This is a genomic window from Blastopirellula marina (assembly GCF_002967715.1).
Taxonomy (GTDB): Bacteria; Planctomycetota; Planctomycetia; order Pirellulales; family Pirellulaceae; genus Bremerella; species Bremerella marina_B.
Genome location: NZ_PUIA01000038.1, coordinates 249,519 through 270,466, shown reverse-complemented (window position 1 = coordinate 270,466; position 20,948 = coordinate 249,519). Strand labels below are relative to the sequence as shown.

Genomic DNA, 20,948 nt, shown 5'->3' with positions numbered 1-20,948 from the left:
CGTTTCGGAGATCGGGTGAATATCGGGTTAGTATCCGCTGACGATGTGGCCATCGTTGCGGGTACCGAGATCGTCGTACGCGGTCAGGTCAATCGTTTCCGCGATGAAGTGAACCGATGCATCGGCGAAGATAAACTGACATCCGCCTGGGTGAAGACTGCCAAAGCCTGAGTTCAAGCTCCAAGAGGTCGCTCCGCTGCCATCGACGCCACCCCCATTGTTGAGGTTGATTGGGGCACTACTGCTGGCCTGACGTTTGTTAGACCATTGGGTGTAATACGAGACGCCCCCTCGGCGAGCATAACCGGCCCAGATCGGATAGGCTTCGTTGTCGCCGTTAGGTGCGATACCGCTCTTGCTGCCGCCACACTCTCCCAGTGCGATCGTGTTGGAAGTGCCGTCAGTGATCGCAGCCATGTCAACAAGTTGCCCTGTGCGGAATCGATCGGTGAAGCCGTCACCATTAGTACCGTAGTTCGCAGCATAGTTGCTCTTGCCGCACTTGACTTGTTCGTCTGAGTGAGGGCGTTGCCCCGGTAGCACATCGGAAGGACACATAAATGCATCGATCACGGTTTGCTCGTACCCTGGGTCGCCCCAGTTTCCATTTCCACCGTCCGAGCAGTTGCAGAAGATCGAGTCCCGCTGGCCGGTCGGATCTGGTGGATAACTTCCACCTTCCTGGGCAATGCCTTCCCATACGTTGTTCTGTTCGATGTAAGGGAGAATGAACGTACCCCAGGTATAGCCGCCATAACCGGCCTTGGTTCCGCCGGGAGGAAAATGACCGTAGGTATCGTGAAAGTTGTGAAGCCCCAGGCCGAGTTGACGAAGGTTATTGGCACACTGCATACGACGTGCGGCTTCGCGAGCTTGCTGAACAGCTGGTAGCAGCAACGCGATCAACACGCCAATAATGGCAATAACAACCAGCAGTTCGACCAACGTAAAGCCTCCTCGCGGAGACGGTGAGACGTGCGTGCGAACGGGCATCTGACTTTGATTCATAGCGGAACTCATAAAACGAATGTGGATAAGAAGAGGCGATTTATTCAGGCCAACAGCAAGCACTATCAGGTGGTCGTCACGACCAAGCGCACTGCAGGCAAACGCTATTTTTTAGGAAAAGCTTTTCGCGAAGAGGGCAATTCCTCTCCTTCACCGAGTATCCTGACCAGGTACAAAAATCTGTCGGTCGTTTTCCCAAGAAAAACTTTTTTTGCTTGTGGGCAGCCGTAGCGACCGCATCAAGCGGGATTAAGATGCTCGAATATCAATAAATTGACAGGAATCACCGCCCAATTTTTCCTTCCCAAGGGGATACCTGTTGAGCTGGATCGTCTGGTCGGTAATTTGCCCAGCGTTCCTGCTACTCGAAAGCAATCACCGAATGGATAGTCCAGAAGTAGATATCGCCCGTAACGCCTTTGTCGAGAAATTCGCTGCCAACCAGCAGCGGATCTTTGCGTTCGTGGTTTCACTTGCCCCCGGTTGGAACGAGGCCGAGGACATCTTTCAGCGGGTGAGCGTTGTCTTATGGCGGAAGTGGGACGAGTACGATCAGGAAAAGGAATTTCAGGGCTGGGCTTTAGGTGTGGCACGGCTCGAGGTCCTCAAACACATGTCCGATGTCAGACGCCGACGTGAAATCATCGATATCGATGCGATCAAAGCCGTCGAAGCCCGAACCTTGCAAGTGGCCGACGAGGTTGGCGATCGCATGGCCGCGCTGCGGGACTGCATGTTGAAGTTACCGCATGACCAGCGTTCGCTCGTCGAACGATGTTATGCCGGAATCGAAAAAATCAAAGACATCGCCGATACGCTCGAACTTACCTCAAACTCGCTCTATTCGCGGCTGAAACGAATTCGTGAAGCACTGCACGAATGCATCGACCGAAAGATGGCAGCGGAGGAATTATAGATATTGTGAACGAGAAGAAACCGCCGGAACCCTTCGGCAACTTTATTGCAGACAAGAAAACGCGAGACCTGGTCGACGCATGTCTCAGCAGCGTCGCCACCGAAGAGCAACGCGACCAACTGAGCAAACTGATTGTCGAGTCGCAGGAGGCGTGCGATTACTACATCGCCCAGTGCACCATGGTCAGCCAGTTGCTAACGTACTCGAAAAATGTTCAGGATATCAAGCCTGAGCTTCCGACAATCGAGCGGCCGCAATCTAACCGTCACATGATATCCGGCTGGATCATCGCGATCGCGGCATCGGTATTGATCGTTTTCATCGGAAGCTACTCGCAGTGGAATACCCGAGACAACGTCGTTAATGTCGCCCAGTCGGAAGTCGTCGGCGAGATGCTGAGCGAAATCGGCATCGAGCAAACCAAGCCGGTCGCCTTAATTATGGGAAAGCGTGTATCAATTGAAAGCGGTTCCAGCGAAGTTCGTTTGCTGAACGACGTAAGCTTTTCCATCGCCGCCCCCGCATCTTTCGTAATCGAGACAGCGAACCAATGCCGCGTTTGGCAAGGTAAGATGACGGTGAGTGTGCCAGTAGGAGCCAAGGGGTTCCGAGTCGTTACCGATCATGCCGACATTGTTGACCAGGGGACGCGATTCGGAGTAGCGGTGAACCCAGAAACGGGGACGGATGTTGCCGTGTTCGAGGGACGCGTTGATCTTGCTTCGCAAAGTGCGGAAAAACGACTCGAAGTAGGGCGTGCCGCCACCATCGCAACCGATGGTTCCATGTCGCGAATGCAGCTCGTCAGAATCGACACCTTTGAAGCGTCGAACGTTTCAGAGGACTCGAAAGAATCGACCATCTCGTCGGTTCAAGACAATATCCATTCGAGCGATGTCTTTGGCTACTACCGGATCGTGCCCAATGGCTTCGGCGAAGAGCAGCCTGCCTACGTCGACCGGGGGCACCAGTGGAACGGTGTCACGGCCGATGGACTTCCAAGAGAACTCCTGGGCGGTGACTACGTCATGCCGTTCAACAATGACAAAGTCGAAAAGGAAATCGAAGTCACGATCACCCTTTCGCGGGCAGCCAACCTATATGTGCTGTTCGACAAACGTGCTGAGATTCCGAAATGGCTGAGCGATCGCTTCGTAGACACGGGCGAAGAAGCCGGGCAGGACGAAGGGGGAGAAGTGCCAGGCTTCAAAACTCACAAGCGGACCACGATCGGCAGTGGTGTCTCGATTGACGCGGTGTTTTCGGTATGGAAGAGTCATGAACCGCTCAAGGGGGATATCGTGCTTGGCGGCCTTTGGGCTGATAAGCCTGAAACGACCATCACGACGGCGGAAGAGATTTCGATGTATGGCGTCGTCGCCGTGCCAGTGCTCGACTGACCGCGGCTTATGGTCCGCTGCTGGTTTTTGGATTCGGAGCTTTGACTATGTTGCCGCCTGCAATTTCGATATTTCGCCCCAAAGCCAATACAATTCACTTCGCAATCTTCGCGTTGATGATTGTGGGTGGCTTCCTGATTACACCACGGCAGGCCGACGCACAACTGGCGAAAAGTGAACAACAACCAGATACCGAATTGCCGGAACCAATGCGATTTGATTTCGGCTCTGGCCCCGTTAAGCCAGGCTGGATCCAAGTCACGCCCGATAGTATCTACGCTGCCGACACCGGTTATGGAATCGATTTAGGTTCGCTGCCGGAAGCGGTGGATCGCGCGAAAGGGGACGCACTGCAGCGTGACGCGCTAACAAGTAAAACGCCCTTTTACTTTTCCGTGCGGCTACCGGAAGGAAACTATCGAGTACGTGTTGTCTTGGGCGACTCGTACTCTGCTTCCTCGAACACCGTTAAAGTGGAATCACGGCGTCTCATGCTCGAGCATGTCGAGACCCGGCCCGGTGAATTTGCGATCGACCACTTCACGGTCAACTTGCGATCAGCCGTACTTCCCGATGGAAGCTGGGTCCGCTTGAAACCACGCGAGAAAGACAAGTTCCACTGGGACGATAAGCTGACCATCGAGTTCAACGGTTCCCGACCGTCGGTTTGTGGCTTAGAGATTCACCCAACACGCAAAGTAACGACCATTTTCCTCCTTGGTGACTCGACCGTCACCGATCAGTCGAACGAACCATGGAACAGTTGGGGGCAAATGGTCCCACGTTTCTTCGATACCGAAATCGCCGTTGCCAACTTCGCCGAGTCAGGCGAATCGCTGCTGAGTTCGCTTGGCGAGCTTCGCGTCGAGAAGGTCTTGTCGTCGTTGCGGCCGAATGACTATGTGTTCATTCAATTCGGCCACAACGATCAAAAGATCCAAGGCGAAGACGCGCTGGCAAACTACAAAGCCAACCTGGCATGGCTTGTTGACGAGATTCGGCAGCGTCAAGCGAACCCCGTTCTCGTGACTTCAATGGAACGCAAAGGGGGGCAGAAGAAAGCAACGCTAGGAATGTACCCGCAAACCGTTCGCGAGGTGGCTGCGGATAAGGACGTTGCACTGATTGATCTGAATGCGATGAGTGTGCAACTTTATCGTGGATTGGGGGATGATCTCGATAAGGCGTTTCAAGATGGATCGCATCACAACTCATATGGCAGCTATGAGATTGCCCGCTGTGTGATCCATGGAATCCAAGAACAACTGCCTGAACTGGCAAGGCACCTAAGGTCGAATCTTCCTACCTTCAACCCAGCCGAACCAGACCCCTTCCCTGCCTGGAACATTCCGCCCAGCCCCCACATTGATTTGACGCCTCCGGAAGGACACTAGCCTCGACGCTTCGTCCAACCCTCAAAAACGCACATCACCCAAACCGGTGAAGTGCGTTGAATGTGGAGACGGAGGGGGGAAACGCCCTAGTTTAGCTTGAGGTGGCGAACCCTATGCTCATGATCAGAGACAACGCAGAAATGCAACGAGATCCGCTTTCTCTTGTTCCGTCAATTGGGTTTCCAGTACTAGATTGTGAAACTCAACGGTATCCTCCAAGGTCAACAGCCTTCCATCGTGCATATAGGGTGGAGAGTGCTTGATGCCTCGCAGCGGAAAGGTCTTGATGGGGCCATCCGCAGAAGCCATCCGACCGTTTATCATTTGTGGTTCGAAGAACCGTTCGGTCTTCAGGTTGTGCATCAGGTTATCCGAGTAGTAGGGTGCCGGGTGGCATTCTCCGCAACGAGCCTTCTCGAAGAACAAAGCTTCCCCCCGTCGTTCGGACTCGTTTGCCTTCTTGAGATTAAGCTTTCCAAACACGTCCAACTTCGGTGCAGGCGGGAAGTCGAGCAGGGCCTGAAACTCGGCCATGAAGTGTACCTGACTACCTCGCTCCAGAACATTCACCCCCTTCTTCGTGGCGATCACCGGATCGCCATCGAAATACGCAGCTCGCTGTTCGAATTCGGTAAAATCCTCAACGCTCTTCAATGCACGTTGCGAACCAAAAAGCCGCTGGACATTCACTCCACGCAACGTTGGCGTGTCAATCCGATGGCGAAACTCTTGGGGGCGGATATCACCAACAAGATGGGTCGCAGCATTGGTATGCCCGTTGGCATGACAATCGAAGCAGGTGACGCCTCGATGCGCTTTAAGACTTCGGCGGTCGTCCGTCTGGTTGAACTGCTGTTGTGGGAATGGGGTTACCAGCAATCGTAAACCTTCCAGTTGTTTGGGATTCAATATGCTGTTGAATAACTTGAAGTAGTTGTCGATGGTGACCAATTTGCCTTGAGATACGTCACCAAGATCGGGACGAGTTGTCAGATAAATCGGTGCCGGGAATTCTGGTAGAAAATGGTCAGGCAGATCGTAGTCAAGATCGAAACGTGTCAAGTCGCGTGCTTCCTGTTCCTTGATTTCGTCAATGTGAAACTTCGGAAAGACCATTCCACCTTCAGGATGATTGGGGTGCGGAAGGGGCAAAAAACCTTTCGGCCAAAGTCCCTTGTTACGAATCTCGGCAGGAGACATGGCACTTAGTTGCTGCCACGATACTCCGTTTGGCAACTTCACACGCACGCCAGACTGAACGGGCTTTCCGCGGTCCATGGTGACGCCTTCGGCGGGACGATCGCTCAGATCATAACGCTCTGCCAGCAAGTCCATATGCTTCTGCATCACTGCGGGTTTCGCGGCCGACATACGTGCGACCGTCTCCTGAAACTCCTCAGCAATGACAACCGGCGCATAGCTCGTCGGCTTCTTGTCCTGGGCAAAGCCGCCGACTGCCGAAAGACTGACGCTACACGCCATGCCAACCACAACGTAGATTCTTGCCTGATAGCTCATTTTTTAGATCTCCAAGCTTGAAGCCCAAGGGAAAACTTGCACACCGTTTTGCCCTGCCAAGCCGAAACCGACTAACGCAATTCGGTACAGAATTCGCTTATAGAGTTGTTGGGAACGAAACGCGATCGCAGCATGCAAACGCCCATGGGTCTGATTGTATGTGGGCAATCCGCTAACACAAAGGAGAAACGCCATGAAGATTCCTCATGTCTTTGTAAGCCAGGTCACACTACTCTCTGTATTGCTCTTGGGAGTTCCTGCTTCTGCGGGTGAGAACGATACCCAAGTAGACTCATTGGTCCAGTATGGAACAATGCACGAGGCCATCGGGCAGCAGCAAGCCGAAGGGCGGGTACGGTTCAGCGAATTGACCAGACGTCCACATTTCTATGGTGTCGCGGCGTTGGAAGGACTGCATGGCGAAGGAACGATCTATGACGGGAAAGTTACCATCACAACCGTCGACGAGTCCGGCAACCTACAATCGAACACAGGTAAATCGCCAGACGCTCAAGCCACGATGCTCGTCGGATCTTACATCCCTTCATGGACTCAACATGAAGTGACACAAGAGGTTCCCCCCAGTGAGTTCGACAGATACATCGAAAACGCGGCGAACCAGGCAGGCCTGAAAATGAATGAGCCGTTCGTATTTACTATCGAGGGTGACTTCAGCAATGTTGACCTGCATGTCATTAACGGCGCGTGTCCCATCCATGCACGCATGAAAAAGATCGAACTTCCCAAGGATCGGCAACCGTTCGAGGCAGAAATACCAGCGATAGACGGCAAGCTAGTGGGAATATTCGCCAAAGACGCGGTCGGTAAACTGACACATCCAGCGACATCGACCCATATTCACCTGTTGTATAGCGATCCGAAGACAGGAAAGACCGTTACGGGGCATATCGAAAAAATCGGATTGCAGAAGGGAGCAGTGCTGCGTCTGCCTGAGAATTAAGCCTCAAGCATGTGCGATGTTGTCACAATTAATGTGTCAATATCGCACATGATTTTTGTCCGGCGAAACTTGATCCTCAGAAAAATTATATGCTGAATCTTTTGATCCCTCGGATCGCTGCCTATCGCGTGGCACTTTTCATCGAAAGTGTATTTTCACGGTCGGCCTGAGTTGCTGTTCACGACTACCACCCTTGGCAAATCGCGACAACGCAGCCAAAGGATTGGACTCTCTTATCGCGCCTGCGATAAACTCTTCGCTATTGTTCACCCGAACAAGCAGCAATACTACTTTGCGAATCACACGATATGAACACACTTCTGTGGATCATTTGTTCGGGCATCGCCATGAGCCTAATTGCTCTCATCGGTAGCCTCACGCTCGCATTGAAGCAAGCTACGCTTGACAAGATATTGCTCCCTCTGGTCGCATTCGCGGCAGGATCGCTCATCGGCGGTGCCCTGTTTCACATGATTCCGGCGTCGGTTCAACAAATGGGCAACGATATCTCTGTCTACGTCTGGATCGTGACAGGTTTTCTGACTTTCCTGGCTCTCGAACAGTTTCTCAACTGGCACCACAGCCACCAAATCGAAGCCCAAAAACGCGAACCTCTAACTTACCTCATCCTGGTTGCAGATGGGCTACACAACTTTATTGGCGGGCTATTCGTCGCCGCCAGCTTTCTGATCGACTTCCGCCTGGGACTTACCGCATGGCTTGCAGCTGCAGCGCACGAGGTTCCGCAGGAACTGGGGGACTTTGCCGTGCTAGTACATGGTGGGTGGTCGAAATCAGGGGCATTGCTCTACAACTTCCTTTCTGGTTTGACGTTCTTGTTCGGCGGGCTGGTTGCGTATGGCGTCTCGCACTCCATCAATGTCGACTTCCTTGTTGCTTTCGCGGCGGGAAATTTCCTCTACATTGGGGCGGCCGACTTGATTCCCGAGATTAAGAAGGGAAGTACATTAAGGATCAACGTCATCCACTTCTCCGCTTTCGCCGCAGGACTTGCCGTCCTTCTAACCATCCGCCTCTGGATGACGCATGACGCCTGAGCGATTGAAGGGGGCAGGTCAGGGCCTCGAACTGGATTGGGGATCTGTGGTCTTCTGCCTCCGACGCCAAACGCCCCACCACTTCTTCCCTACGGGAATTAGAAAACGATTCACATGGTGATCGAAGTTGCCAATCGTCGTAAGCTCACCCATGGTACGACCTCTTGGGAAAAATTGGGCGATACCATATTTCCAGCCACACACATTCCTACTTTCAAAGGCGAGCGAGCAGGCCGCGATAAGTTATCCCCAGGGCGGTCATCTGACGCTTAAGCCTAAGGTTTTACGCTAGTGGTTGAAGTGAACAGTATTTCCAGTTCGGCGACGGGGCTTCCTCGTCCGTATGCCTGTCCAGGTTGAGTATTTATACTCATGGACTCTTCGGGATGCGGGACTGCAAAATAATGAGGTGTCAATGATCTCTCTAAACGACTGTCGGCTTGTTGTCGCGATCTCCTTGTCTGGAGTCAGCACCATGTCGCCGACGGCGTTTCGCCTGGTTCACATAGGCCAGTATGCCCATACTGCGACTTGTTGGAGTCGTGAATCTTTAAAACAGGGGACCGTACTGATTGCCAACGTCACTTCCCGATGCTTAACGGGGTGTGGATCTTTCTTCGAATCAGTCGTCAGGGTCCCAGGAGCTCAGACGGTGGTGGATGTCTTGCGAGAACAATACCCCAGTGTTCCACTCATCTTTGTTTGCAATTACCACGAAACCGTCGCCGTAGACCGAATGATGACAATCAACCTATTGGCATTTATATTGGAAAGTTGTGCTACGATAAATCTAGGCTCTGCCAGAAAACGGTGTCGTGTAGATGCACAGACGCATCCCCATCCGTGGGAGCAGGTCACTGCCAAAGCATACCCGCCTTCATCGGGATCAACCCAATATTAGCCCAGCCGGTAGTCCAGGTATTTTCAACTGTTGCAACACGTGAGACATAGACGTAATGGATTTAATCTTTATCTTTGCTTGGTTTGTCATCGCATTGATATTTTGCGTGTTCGTGGCAGTGGTCATCGTGCTGGGATCGCTTCCTGGCAATATTGCCCGCAAGCGTAATCACCCTCACGTGGATGCCATTAACGCTGCCAGTTGGATTGGACTCGCCTTGGGAGGTGCGATTTGGCCGATTGCCTTTATCTGGGCCTTTATTCCTTTTGGCCAAGACTCATCCATGAATTCCGACGAAAATCCCGTCGTCGGAAAGTAGCCAGATTGGCGTGAAAGATCGCTTCTTTGAAATAGCAATCTCTCCAACTTGTCCAACGAGTCCTCCAGAGAAAGTCTATCCATGATTATTTTGTGCGCGATCTTCTATGTCTTAACTATCTGGCTGGTCTATGCTGTTCTGAAGATCAAGCCGAGGCCAGTTAATCTAGGCATATTTGCTGCGATAGGCGTCATAGTCATTGGAGGAATTGTCATTTTCTGGCAGTTCTCGTCGCCGACCTCTAGTCAGGTCGTCGTCAGCCGTTATACGGTTCAAATCGTGCCTCAAGTCAAAGGGCATATCTCGAAGATTGTCGCTGAGGCGAACGTACCCGTGAAGAAGGGTGACGTGCTCTTTGAGATCGAGAAAGCGCCTTTCCAATATGCCCTCAACGAGACTACGGCTTCCTTAGGTGTTGCCCAAAAAACCGTCGAACAGCTCAGAGCCGGCATCAAGGTTGCCGAGGCGAATGTCTCGGAGTCCCAATCGAAAATGGAAGTCGCCAAAGCGGATCTCGATTTCAAAGAAGATGTCAATAAGCGTTCGCCTGGTACGGTCAGCGCGTTGAACTTGGCAGAACTGAGAGCCCAATACGCCGCGTCACAGGCCGTGGTCGAGAAAACGAAAGCGGCTCTAGAGGAATCCAAGCTTGCTCTGGAGGTTGCCGATCAGCAAGTGAGACTGGCGAAGGCGAACGTCGATACCGCGCAGTTCAATCTCGATCAGTGTACCTATACCGCTCCGAGTGATGGCTTTGTAACGAACTGGCAAGCACGCGAGGGAACCATGGCAATTACATTTGCGATTGCCCCCGTCGGGACCTTCATCGATACCTCACAAATCGATGTCGTTGCTGTGTTTGGCCAAAACGTGTTGAAGAATGTCGAACCGGGAAACAAGGTTGAGGTCGCCTTAAAGAATCACCCAGGCCAAGTGTTTTCAGGCAAAGTTGCGAACATCATCGAAGCATCCGGCGAGGGGCAGTTCGTCACCAGTGGTAAGCTTATTGACGCGAGCAGTATTCACTCCAGCGGCAAGTTTGCGGTCAAAATCGAACTCGATGATGAAGCACTTGTTAAGAGTCTGCCCATGGGTACTGCAGGCATGGTTACGATCTATACCGACAGTGGAAAGCCATTTCAAATCATCAGCAAGGTAACCGTTCGAATCAAGGCTTGTATGTATTACCTAAATTTGATGTAGGCCCTGTCAGAGTAGACTCGGTACCTCTGACGAATTTCGCTTTCCAACTAAGGAAACAGTTCGCGACCACCTGTGCGGATCAGGCTTGAAAGACTCCCGAAGCGGGCTCCTTCACGAACGTCTTTTCGAGTTCGGCATCAGGCAGCAGTCTCTTAGTTCGAGCGGTCCCCTGCGCCAGCTCTTTCAAACAATTTGCTCGATCTGTACGAACACTGCCTTACTTCTTTCACCCGCGGTAGTCAGTCCGCTAAGCGACACTCACCTGCCTCGTTTAGCCGGTCTGAATTCAAGATATTAGGGTCTCTCATTTTGGCTGAGCAAAATGACAAACAGACGTTATCGTTTGCAATTAAGGGATAGATAACAAATCGCAGACTACGCAGAGAAATGATGCAAACCCAAAGAAAAAGCCGAGTTATGATTTCTCACAACTCGGCTCAAGTGGAGGCGGCGGGAATTGAACCCGCGTGCCGCGATATTTCCATGCAAGCGTCTACGTGTGTATTCGGTTATTTAAGTTTCGTAACCTGGGCCTCCAACCGGCAGGATTCCCAGGAAACTAGAGGAGAACAGTTTTTAACCTCAGGCGTGCTCCACGTGACCTTTGGCGAGTCGGAATTGGCATCCAACTTTCAGGTCTCTCCGACAAAGACCCTCAGTTGGGGCTACAACTAATTAGGCAGCCAGTGCAAAGTTATCGTTTGCAGTTATTGTTTGGTCTGCTTTTTACGTGGCCTGCTGACCAACCACGACACGCAACTTACACTTCAGACTATCCGGTCGATACCAGTTCGCCCCCGGCGTAAGCTTCCTCAAAATTACGTTCTCATTTCTGAGATTTCGTCCTCTACCTATCGGCAGTTGATCACGCAAGCTTGAAGAATTGAGTACAAAGAGGGGGACATTAAAATTCAAACATCCACCTCACTTGTTTCTTTATCTTAGGCTGTCCTTGTCCGGAAGAAAAGCGACCAACTCGTCGGAAAGCACCAAACAGTTGCTGCTTTCGCCTGATTATGCCCCATTACCACGCAGGCCGGGGCATGTTTCTGGACTTTTTGCCGTCGATCGAGGACTCTTCCTGCTCCCCTCCCGGATTGGCCTTGATGTGACACGCCGGCAGGCCATTGGGTTCATTTCGCATGCCCATATGGACCACACCGCCCACCACGCGATGGCCCTATGCACCGAGCCCACAGCCAGGCTCGTTCGCCATCGACTGGGGAATGTCGCCACCAAGATCATGCCGCTGGAAAAGTCGCTGGAGGTCGCCGGCGTGCAGCTGACAGCACTACCGGCGGGGCATATCTTCGGCTCAGCGATGATCTATGCCGAGCACGAAAAAGGATCGCTCCTTTACACGGGCGACTTTCGCCTGGGCCCCTCGGCGACGGCGGAACAGGCCCAGCTACGACAGGCCGACTATCTGATCATGGAATGCACCTTCGGCCATCCACACTATCGACTGCCACCACGCGATACGGTGATCGAAATGTTGTTGGAGAAGATACGTGCTGCGTTCCGTTGCGGGGCGACGCCGGTCATCTCGGCCTACGTGCTGGGGAAGTCGCAAGAGGTGACCAAGATTCTGACGTCGCACGGAATCCCGGTTCTGCAACACCCGGATATCTACGCGATCAGCCAGGTGTACGAAGAAGCTGGCTGCGAACTGGGGGACTACCGGCCCTACACAGGGCGGCCTATCCCGGGCTGCGTGGTCATCGTCCCTCCAAAACCGATCACACCCGGCGTTCTACCAGGTGCGGTTCATGTCGAGAAGTTCCGCGTCACCGGTTGGGCCTTCGATCCACGAAGAAAACGCAACGCCCCCAACGAACACTGGATTCCCCTTTCCGACCATGCCGACTTCGATCAACTGATCAGCGCGGTCGAACAGGTAAATGCGAAGACTGTTTTCTGCACGCATGGGCCTAAGAGCTTTGTCGAAGAGCTGAAGAGCCGTGGTCACGATGCCCGTTGGCTGGAATGATCGGCTTCGATTTCTTCGTCCAAATTAGGCCGGGCCAGGTAGTCGATGACCAGCACCACGATCGCGGCTAACACCATGAGCCCAAAACAAATCGGTGCCTCGTTGGCAAATGGCGTTTCGACTTCATCTCCTTGCCATGGCCACAGCTTTCGGAGTGCTCCGATCATAAAGCCTCCCATGATCGATAGCGTGAGCGCTTCGTGCTGATGCAGCAACCACTTGAGAACCTTGCTGAAAGAAAGCAGCCCGACCAGGCACCCCAGTGCGAAGCAGGCAAACGCGAACAAGTCTCCCAGAACGATCTCTCCTTTGGCCAAAGCCTTGGGCACACCGCTGAAATAGTGGTACGCGCCGAAAACCAGCAGCAAGTACGAACCGCTGATGCCTGGCAAGATCATCGCACAAATGGCAATCGACCCTAGCAAAAACGAGACGATCGGGTTGGGAGCCGAGTCAAACGCTTCCAGCGCCGGCAGCCCCGTCAGCCACCAGGCAAACGCGGCTCCACCGACGGAGCCGAGGGTACACAGAATCAAGTGCCCTGTGCTTACGGCACGAACCATCTTCGCCACCAGGAAGCCTGAAGCGACGATCGCCCCGAAGAACACGGCGTACACAAACGGCCGCGTCGAGGCAGGGTGGTCAGCTTCACCGATCAGTTCATGCAAAACCACGACAAACGTAAGCAGGCCGCACGCAATCCCGCACAACAGGACCAGCAGAAACCAGAAATCGAATCGCTCGGCCAGCGTTCGCCATTGACGCTTCATCAACAGGCGAAAAGCTTCGACGTTCACCTGACTGACTGCATCGACCAGGCGGCGATAGATACCTAGCACCAGGGCAACCGTCCCCCCAGAAATCCCGGGGACCGCGTCAGCAGCCCCCATGGCGATACCGCAGAGGAAATGTCGAATTGCGTTGATCTTCAAGGGTCCCATCCCACTGGTCCGTAGTGATTTCGTATTGAAAGACAGGATTCTAGAGAACCTTGGCAAACAAGGGCAGGGCAATCTGGAGAGGTTTGGGGCGTTAAGGTTTGAAGAAAAGGGGTTCGCTGGCCGAAGCGGTTCCTCGGATAGGTGGAAGGTCTTCGATAGAATGAATTGTCTGGTACCGACTTACGCTATTTTCCCGCTGTTTTCTGCCTTTCATGCCTGACGTCCCCGATCGAAGCTCTCGACGAACCTTGCTGCTGTTTGTGGTAGCAATCCCACTTCTCGTCTTGGCAGTCTACCATCGCACTTTCACGTACCCATTCCATTTCGATGGCCAGGTCAAGATTCAGGCAAACGAATCTTATCAAAAACTCGATTGGAATCACTTCCCCCGTGGCCCTCGATCGCTGGTGGCGCTTACCTGGCGACTGAACTACCTGGTCGACGGCGGGACTCTGGTTGGCTACCACACGGTGAATATCGCGATCCATATCACGGGCAGCCTGCTGCTGCTTGGATTCATCTATCTGACGCTGCGATTACCAAAGACCGCCGAGAGTTATCGCGATCACGCAGCGCTGCTGGCTGGTGCGGTCGCTTTGCTATGGGCTGTGCATCCGCTGCAGACCCAATCGGTTACTTATATCGCTCAGCGATACGAATCGCTGATGGGGATGTTCTTTCTCCTTTCGCTGTTCTGCTTCGTCCGCGGCTTTACTTCTAAATACCATTCTGCGTGGTACCTCGGCAGCGTACTGGCTTGCACCGCTTCGGCACTTTGCAAGGAAGTGGCAATTGCGATCCCATTGGTCGTTCTCTGGTACGATCGTGCTTTCCTGGCCGCGTCGTGGCGTGAACTGATTGGCAGCAGGTGGCTGGTTTACCTCGGCTTGTTCGCTTCGTGGTTGATTCCCGCTCAGCTTGCTCTCGTTCCCATCAAGCACCACAACGAGCACGGGACCGTGCTCGTGCATGAATTTGACTTCACCGCCGACGAGACCATTCGCAGGTTTGTCGGCCCGAAAGAATATCTCTACAGCCAGGCCCACGCGATTCCGTTCTATTGGCAGCTAACCGTCTTGCCGATGGGACAGTCGCTCGATCATGGCTGGCGGGTTACCTATTCCCTAGTAGAAGCGATCTGGCCTGGCGTGTTGGTGGTCGCCGCTCTGGGGCTAACCATCTGGTGCATTTTTCGTGCGCCACGATGGAGCTTTGTTGGCGGAAGCTTCTTCCTGATCCTCGCGCCGACCTCCAGTATTCTTCCGATTCAAGATATCGTCTTCGAGCATCGCATGTATCTTCCGTTGGCATCGGTGCTGACACTGATTGTCTTTGGAATTTACGAAGGGCTAAGGCGCATGGAACCCGAAAAGTCGCCTGGCTCAACCCATCTATCGGCGGTCCAATTGCTATCGGTTGTGCTGGTTATCTTAGTAGTGGTTTACGGTGGTGTGTCGATTGCCCGAAACGAAGTTTATCGAACGGACGAATCGATGTGGCGTGACGTGGTGGCGAAGAACCCGAACAACGCGCGGGCCTATCATGGCATCGCTCACGCGTACATCACGCAGGGAGACTGGGTGAAAGCCATTCCCTACCTTGAGAAAACGATTGAACTGCATCCCGAGTACAATTTCAGCGAAGGCTACGGAGACACGTTCCTCATCGGTGCCAAGAAAGCTATCGAAATAAGAGACCTAGAACTGGCCGTGCGATTGCTCGACTTATCGATCAAAATGAATCCGAAAGACTCTGAAGCCTACTACCTGCTGGCCAATCTGCTGCAGCATCAAAACCCACAACAATCGATCGTCCTCTTACAAATGGCGATCAAGCACGATCCCGAGAACAGCGAAGCCCAGCAACTACTCAAACAGTTGTCGCAGTAGCCATCTCGTGGGCAACTTGCGGGCGATTTTCCTCTTCTTTGGTGCCTCGACAGTACCCCTTTGGTAGCGAAAACCCACGCATTTCGAACACATTGTGAAACGCTAGCGAATTACCTTGACCGAGCAGTGAGGGGGGGATAAATTGCGTTAACACTCACCTAGGTTGGTCGAAGTGTGCGCATTGATCGAAACAGAGAATTTGCTTCGCGTAACTCTTCCCTCCTTGGCTCTTCTGGGACGCGTACCAGGTCAACGCCGAGATTGGTAAGTCAGAGTTTCCGAACGCATCGGCAGGGTTGCACGGATGTTGTTTCAGCGATTGGCTTCCAAGGTATCCGCACTTGCTCCGGCGAAGATTAACCTCTTCCTGGAACTGCTGGGGAAGCGCCCCGATGGCTTCCATGAACTGGAAACAGTCATGGTGGCCGTGTCGCTGTTCGATCGACTCGAAGTCACGCCAACCCAGCAGCCCGATATCGTTCTCGATTGTGCGTGGGATTCAGGGCAACTTGCGCAAGCCACGCGGCTAGGCGATAGTGGTCAACTCCTTGGCGATCTTCCTCCTCAGGAAAGCAACTTGGTTTATCGGGCCGTGAAATTGCTGCAGTCGGAAGAAAATGTCCCACACGGAGCACGGATCGTTCTGCGTAAACGTATTCCGTCCGCATCCGGATTTGGTGGTGCTTCCAGCGATGCCGCGGCCGTGTTGTTTGCGGCCAGCGAAGCCTGGAATTTGAATCTCTCGATCGATCGCTTGAGCGAGTTGGCCGCCCAACTGGGAAGTGACATACCGTTCTTCTTTTACGCCGGCCAACTCGGCAGCGGCCAGGCGATTGCCACAGGTCGCGGGGAAAAGATCGAAACATTCGCTGGCAGACGCCTCGACCTGGTGTTGATCCGCCCGGCTGGTGGTGTTTCAACCGCCGAGGCTTACCGGCGTTGCCAATTACCGGAAGTGCCTGATTCTTCCAGCGAGCTTGTTGCCAGCCTGAAGTCACATCAACGCACGTCGATGCCACGTCAATTGACCAATCGTTTGATTCAGCCGGCTCGAGAAATTTCGACCCGAATCGATCAACTCGCTAAGATTTGCGAACAATTAGACGTAGTAGCTCATCAGATGTCTGGCAGCGGCTCTGGCTACTTCGCCATATGTCGCAGCCACGCTCATGCCAGGCGCGTTGCCGCCAGGCTGCAAGCCCAAAACGTTGGCATGGTTTTTCCCGTGACCACGTGCGGGCTCCAATCGCTGCGAAACTGACGCCGCATTTAACGTCCAGGAGTAAGCAACCGTGAAGATCACCGAAGTCCGCATCAAGCTGATGGAAGATTCCAGCGATCGGTTGCGTGGATTCTGCTCCATCACGTTCGACGATGCCTTCGTGATTCGCGACTTGAAGATCATCGAAGGCGCTAACGGTCCGTTCGTTGCCATGCCCAGCCGTAAGCTGACCGGACACTGCCCAGGCTGCGGCTGCAAGAACCACCTGCGTGCCGCATATTGCAACCAGTGCGGTATGAGACTCAAGCAGCCCCACATCGAACGTGGCTCGGATCAGCGGGCGAAGCTCTATGCAGACATCGCCCACCCGATCAACTCGGAGTGCCGCGAGCAAATCCAGACCCGCGTTATTGACGAGTACATCAACGAAATCGAAGAGGCCAAACGGCCCGGTTACCGCTCGAAATACGACGACTATTTCAGCGACGCGGGCGAAGACTACGACCATGACGACGAAGACCAACCGTCGTCCAGCCCAGCACCACCCAAGAGTGTATCACCCCCCCAAGAGCCGACCGATGCGATCGAGCGGAGCGAGGAATCTTCCGAGTTGAAGGGACCTCACACGCCCCCGGGCGACAAATCGAGCCCGTCGAATTCCTCACGCCCCCAAAAGTTCGGGGAAGGTATCTTCGACGACTAACCTCCCCGGGGCCCTCTTCTTTCGCCTCGGAACGAACCGTCTTAAAATACGCCTCTGGTACTACTGATTGCAAAAATCACCGGAAAGAGGCTCAACCAATGTCACAATATCGCACCGAAAAAGACTCGATGGGGGAAGTTCAGGTTCCCGCCAATGCTTATTACAGCGCTCAAACTCAGCGAGCCGTCGAGAACTTTCCGATCAGTGGTTGGACCTTGCCCCCGGCACTGATCCATGCGATGGGCTGGGTGAAGTATGCCTGTGCGATCGCCAATCGCGACCTGGGCAAGCTCACCGGCACCGGCAAGAACCCGCTCAACGACGACCAGGTCAAAGCACTGCTGGATGCGTGTGTCGAAGTTCGCGAAGGTAAGCTGGATGGCGAGTTTCCGATCGACGTCTTCCAGACGGGTAGCGGCACCTCCAGCAATATGAACGTGAACGAAGTGATCAGCAACCGCGCTATCGAACTGATCGGTGGCGATCGCCTGGCCGTGGCCAAGCCAATTCACCCGAACGATCACGTCAACATGGGTCAAAGCACCAACGACACCTTCCCGACGGCCATCCACGTTGCCGCCGCGATGCAGATCAAGTCGAGCTTGATTCCAGCCCTGGAGAGCCTGCACGCTTCACTGAAGAAGAAAGCCGAAGCCTGGGATAAGATCATCAAGATCGGTCGCACCCACTTGATGGACGCGACCCCACTTCGCCTGGGTCAGGAATTCGGCGGCTTCGCGCGTCAAATCGAACTTTCGATCAAGCGTGCCAACATCGCCCTGGAGTCGGTTCTCGAACTTCCTGTCGGAGGTACGGCCGTGGGTACCGGTATCAACACGCATCCGCAGTTCGCGGAAAAGGTTTGTGCCGCCCTGGCCGAAGGTTTGGATATTCCGTTTATCGAAGCAGTCGATCACTTCGAGGCAGCTGCCAATCGTGACGGGCTGGTGCAGTGCCATAGCGAACTGAAGACCATCGCCACGACGCTGTTCAACTTCGCCAACAACATTCGCTGGCTGGGTAGCGGTCCGCGTTGTGGCTTCTTTGAAGTGACCCTTCCATCGCGTCAGCCCGGCAGCAGCATCATGCCCGGCAAGGTCAACCCCGTGATGAGCGAAAGCATGATGCAGGTCACCGCCAAGGTGATCGGCAACGATGGCTGCATGGCCATCTCGGGTGCCGCTGGGGGTAACTTCCAACTCAACATCATGATGCCAGTCATGGGGCACACCGTTTTGGAAAGCATCCACCTGCTGGCCAACTCGTGCAATGCATTTGTCGAGTTCTGTGTCGAAGGCATGGAAGCGAACGAAGAGCAGTGCAACGCCGCCGTGGAACAAAGCCTGTCGATGTGTACCAGCCTGAACCCTCTGATCGGCTACGACAAAGCGGCCAAAATGGCCAAAGACGCGTTTGCCAGCGGCAAGACCATTCGCGAACTGGCCGAAGAGCAGGGGGAGATCGAACCGGCAGCTTTGAAAGATGCCCTCGACCCTTGGAAGATGACCTACCCGCACGAGTAAGCGCTGACAGATTCAAACGTCGACGGTTACAATGGCCTCCGCAATTTGCAGAGGCCTTTTTTATTTCTACCGTCGAAGGATCCCGTAGAATGCGAACCATCTTGTCTGCCGTTCTCTTGGCAATTGTTATTAGTGCCAGCACCTTGGTCGTCGCTCAAGAAACCCTCCCCCCTGCGACCGAGCCAGTCGCTCCCGTGAAATCCCCCAACGCCGACAAGATCCGCGAGCTGATGGTTCAGAAACGCGACGCGTTGAATGAGTATTACAAAGTAGTGTACGCGAAGTATCTGGCCGGGCAGATTGCCATCGTGGAAGTCTACGATGCCGAGTCGAACCTCATGTCAGCGAAGCTCGATTTGGCGGAATCGCCCGAAGAACGGATGGAACTACATCAGGCCCGCGTGAAGCTTCTCAAGGAGCAAGAGAAGAAACTTTACGCCTACACGCAGTCTGGCCAACTTCCCGCCGGCGAGCACCTGCAGGGGAAATCGCGGCGGATCGCAGCCGAGATCGAACTACTACAGGAAGAAGATCGCCAACGATAGCGGCACCCCGTGCTATCACCACGCCGAATCGCTCTATCCCTCTTTCGGTGAACTCGCTAAAGTCGCCGCCGGTACCCTTAAACTTACGGGCAGGTGGCTCGGTTTTTAGTGGCGAGATTTGTTGTCATGCGGAAGATGTTCTGGCAAGCCGGTTGGGCATGGTTTGTTCTTTTTGCTTGTGTTCCCTGGGGTTATGGCCAAGATATCAAGGCCATGATTACTGAGGCGGCCAAGCTGAGCGATACGGCCGAAAACCAGGACGAACTTACGCGTCTGCTCGATATCTGTGAAGAGGCCAGCCAACTCGATCTGGCCCAGCCGCAGGTCGAATACTTCACCAAGCTCGAAGCCTGGGCACGCAACAAGCGGGGCGAAATCTACGCCGAAACGTCCCTCATGACGGATGACCCCGAGAAGATCCAGAAGCTGGAAGCGGCCGCGCTGAAAGACTTTTCACTGGCCATCAAGAAGAACCCCAAGCACTGGCAAGCCATTCATAACCGAGCCCTCTCGTACGCGATGCTCGGCCAAACCGAGCAGGCCCTGGCCGACTTGGATACGGCCATCAAGCTAAACCCCAAGTTTGAAACAGCCATCTACAACAAAGCCGAACTGCTTTACGAAGCCAGCCAGTTCGCGGTAGCACTTCAGCAGTACCAGACCGTCTTGAAGCTGAACCCGAAAGACGTGGGTGCGATGACCGGTCAGGCCCATTGCTTCTATCGCCTGGAAAACTACGAAGCAGCGATGATGGCCTACAACCAGGCCGTGAAGCTCGCCCCTGAAAACCCGTCTGTGCTGGCTAACCGGGCGGATGCCTATAGCGACCTGGGTTACTTCAAAGAGGCAATCCTCGATTACAAGAAAGCGTTGACGCTGGAAAAGGACCTGCCGCGAGCCCAGCAAGGCCTAGCCTGGATTCTGGCTACCTGCCCCGATGACACCTACCGCAATCCAGAGTTGGCCCTGCGATTCGCCAAAGCAGCCGTCACCCAGTCGGACGGGCTCGACTTCCGCTACTTCGACACACTCGCCGCCGCCGAAGCCGCCACCGGTCAGTTCGACGTCGCCAAGCAGCGGGTCGGTGAAGCGATCAAAAAGGCTCCAACCTCGGAGAAGCCATTCCTACAGCATCGCCTGGCACTCTACGAAAAACGTCAAGCTTACCGCGAACCCAAACGGTAACCGTACCCTCTAAAATGTGCCCAGGGGTTATGTCGCACTGATCGCTGGTTGGTTGAACTGCGGTGATTCCAGCTTCAGGCGGATGACCGCTTTGATAAAAAACGGTGAAATTTTCGCCTTCCCCATTTGAGGGTCTTGGTATACAAATAGGGTGTCAAGTGGCTAGGGCGTTTTGCCATCCCTTAACACTTTGTCATTCCTGATAAGGGATGCAGAGATGCATTTGAGGGGCACTTGGCGGTGTTAACTATTGGCCACTAAAGCCTTTACAG

At 53.9% G+C, this 20,948-nt stretch carries 17 protein-coding genes and 1 other RNA gene; 14 read left to right on the top strand and 4 right to left on the bottom strand.

What is annotated here, in order from left to right:
• Nucleotides 1-27: 27 nt before the first annotated feature.
• Complete coding sequence (locus C5Y96_RS14905; protein WP_233198973.1) at nucleotides 28-1,008, bottom strand: DUF1559 domain-containing protein; 981 nt, start codon at nucleotides 1,006-1,008, stop codon at nucleotides 28-30.
• Between the two features lie 382 nt (nucleotides 1,009-1,390).
• On the opposite strand from C5Y96_RS14905, the gene C5Y96_RS14900 reads away from it, so the two are divergent.
• From C5Y96_RS14900 to C5Y96_RS14890, 3 genes are read left to right on the top strand one after another with little or no spacing between them, the layout of a single operon-like run.
• Complete coding sequence (locus C5Y96_RS14900) at nucleotides 1,391-1,924, top strand: sigma-70 family RNA polymerase sigma factor (protein WP_105354797.1); 534 nt, start codon at nucleotides 1,391-1,393, stop codon at nucleotides 1,922-1,924.
• 5 nt (nucleotides 1,925-1,929) lie between these two features.
• Nucleotides 1,930-3,324, top strand: a complete 1,395-nt coding sequence (locus C5Y96_RS14895; RefSeq protein WP_158261247.1) for a FecR domain-containing protein — start codon at nucleotides 1,930-1,932, stop codon at nucleotides 3,322-3,324.
• Between the two features lie 47 nt (nucleotides 3,325-3,371).
• Nucleotides 3,372-4,718 (top strand): rhamnogalacturonan acetylesterase, encoded by a 1,347-nt coding sequence (locus tag C5Y96_RS14890; protein WP_105354792.1) that lies wholly within the window; start codon nucleotides 3,372-3,374, stop codon nucleotides 4,716-4,718.
• 123 nt (nucleotides 4,719-4,841) lie between these two features.
• Here C5Y96_RS14890 and C5Y96_RS14885 read toward each other — a convergent pair whose 3' ends face one another.
• Entirely contained in the window at nucleotides 4,842-6,236 is a 1,395-nt protein-coding gene (locus C5Y96_RS14885; RefSeq protein WP_105354789.1) for a cytochrome B6, read from the bottom strand.
• A gap of 193 nt (nucleotides 6,237-6,429) precedes the next feature.
• Here C5Y96_RS14885 and C5Y96_RS14875 point away from each other — a divergent pair, with 193 nt between their 5' ends.
• The 4 genes from C5Y96_RS14875 to C5Y96_RS14860 all read left to right on the top strand — a co-directional run bounded on the left by C5Y96_RS14875 (nucleotide 6,430) and on the right by C5Y96_RS14860 (nucleotide 10,678).
• Nucleotides 6,430-7,197 (top strand): acetolactate decarboxylase, encoded by a 768-nt coding sequence (locus C5Y96_RS14875; protein ID WP_105354784.1) that lies wholly within the window; start codon nucleotides 6,430-6,432, stop codon nucleotides 7,195-7,197.
• Between the two features lie 308 nt (nucleotides 7,198-7,505).
• Complete coding sequence (locus C5Y96_RS14870; protein WP_105354782.1) at nucleotides 7,506-8,255, top strand: ZIP family metal transporter; 750 nt, start codon at nucleotides 7,506-7,508, stop codon at nucleotides 8,253-8,255.
• A gap of 956 nt (nucleotides 8,256-9,211) precedes the next feature.
• The gene (locus tag C5Y96_RS14865) at nucleotides 9,212-9,475 is read left to right on the top strand and encodes a DUF3302 domain-containing protein (RefSeq protein WP_105354779.1); all 264 of its coding nucleotides are present in this window, start codon (nucleotides 9,212-9,214) and stop codon (nucleotides 9,473-9,475) included.
• 48 nt (nucleotides 9,476-9,523) lie between these two features.
• The gene (locus C5Y96_RS14860; RefSeq protein ID WP_146115666.1) at nucleotides 9,524-10,678 is read left to right on the top strand and encodes an HlyD family secretion protein; all 1,155 of its coding nucleotides are present in this window, start codon (nucleotides 9,524-9,526) and stop codon (nucleotides 10,676-10,678) included.
• Nucleotides 10,679-11,117: 439 nt separating this feature from the next.
• Here C5Y96_RS14860 and ssrA read toward each other — a convergent pair.
• Nucleotides 11,118-11,477, bottom strand: a transfer-messenger RNA (tmRNA) gene (ssrA, locus tag C5Y96_RS14855).
• A gap of 309 nt (nucleotides 11,478-11,786) precedes the next feature.
• On the opposite strand from ssrA, the gene C5Y96_RS14850 reads away from it, so the two are divergent.
• Nucleotides 11,787-12,668, top strand: a complete 882-nt coding sequence (locus tag C5Y96_RS14850; RefSeq protein ID WP_105354775.1) for an MBL fold metallo-hydrolase — start codon at nucleotides 11,787-11,789, stop codon at nucleotides 12,666-12,668.
• Here C5Y96_RS14850 and C5Y96_RS14845 read toward each other — a convergent pair.
• Nucleotides 12,644-13,600, bottom strand: coding sequence for a DUF368 domain-containing protein (locus C5Y96_RS14845; protein ID WP_158261246.1), 957 nt, complete (start codon nucleotides 13,598-13,600; stop codon nucleotides 12,644-12,646). The two genes, C5Y96_RS14850 and C5Y96_RS14845, sit on opposite strands and share 25 nt — an antisense overlap.
• A gap of 221 nt (nucleotides 13,601-13,821) precedes the next feature.
• Here C5Y96_RS14845 and C5Y96_RS14835 point away from each other — a divergent pair, with 221 nt between their 5' ends.
• The 6 genes from C5Y96_RS14835 (at nucleotide 13,822) to C5Y96_RS14810 (ending at nucleotide 20,676) form a co-directional block, all read left to right on the top strand.
• On the top strand, nucleotides 13,822-15,498 hold the full coding sequence (locus C5Y96_RS14835) for a tetratricopeptide repeat protein (protein ID WP_105354768.1): 1,677 nt from the start codon (nucleotides 13,822-13,824) through the stop codon (nucleotides 15,496-15,498).
• A gap of 304 nt (nucleotides 15,499-15,802) precedes the next feature.
• Nucleotides 15,803-16,759: a 4-(cytidine 5'-diphospho)-2-C-methyl-D-erythritol kinase gene (gene ispE, locus C5Y96_RS14830; protein WP_105354766.1), complete on the top strand. Its 957-nt coding sequence runs from the start codon at nucleotides 15,803-15,805 to the stop codon at nucleotides 16,757-16,759.
• A 31-nt stretch (nucleotides 16,760-16,790) separates the two neighbouring features.
• Nucleotides 16,791-17,423 (top strand): SpoVG family protein, encoded by a 633-nt coding sequence (locus C5Y96_RS14825; RefSeq protein WP_105354763.1) that lies wholly within the window; start codon nucleotides 16,791-16,793, stop codon nucleotides 17,421-17,423.
• A gap of 98 nt (nucleotides 17,424-17,521) precedes the next feature.
• Entirely contained in the window at nucleotides 17,522-18,946 is a 1,425-nt protein-coding gene (locus tag C5Y96_RS14820) for a class II fumarate hydratase (RefSeq protein WP_105354760.1), read from the top strand.
• An 89-nt stretch (nucleotides 18,947-19,035) separates the two neighbouring features.
• Nucleotides 19,036-19,491, top strand: a complete 456-nt coding sequence (locus tag C5Y96_RS14815) for a hypothetical protein (RefSeq protein ID WP_105354751.1) — start codon at nucleotides 19,036-19,038, stop codon at nucleotides 19,489-19,491.
• A gap of 126 nt (nucleotides 19,492-19,617) precedes the next feature.
• Nucleotides 19,618-20,676 carry a tetratricopeptide repeat protein gene (locus C5Y96_RS14810; RefSeq protein ID WP_105354748.1) on the top strand — a complete coding sequence of 353 codons (1,059 nt, stop codon included), beginning with the start codon at nucleotides 19,618-19,620 and terminating at the stop codon, nucleotides 20,674-20,676.
• Nucleotides 20,677-20,948 lie beyond the last annotated feature (272 nt).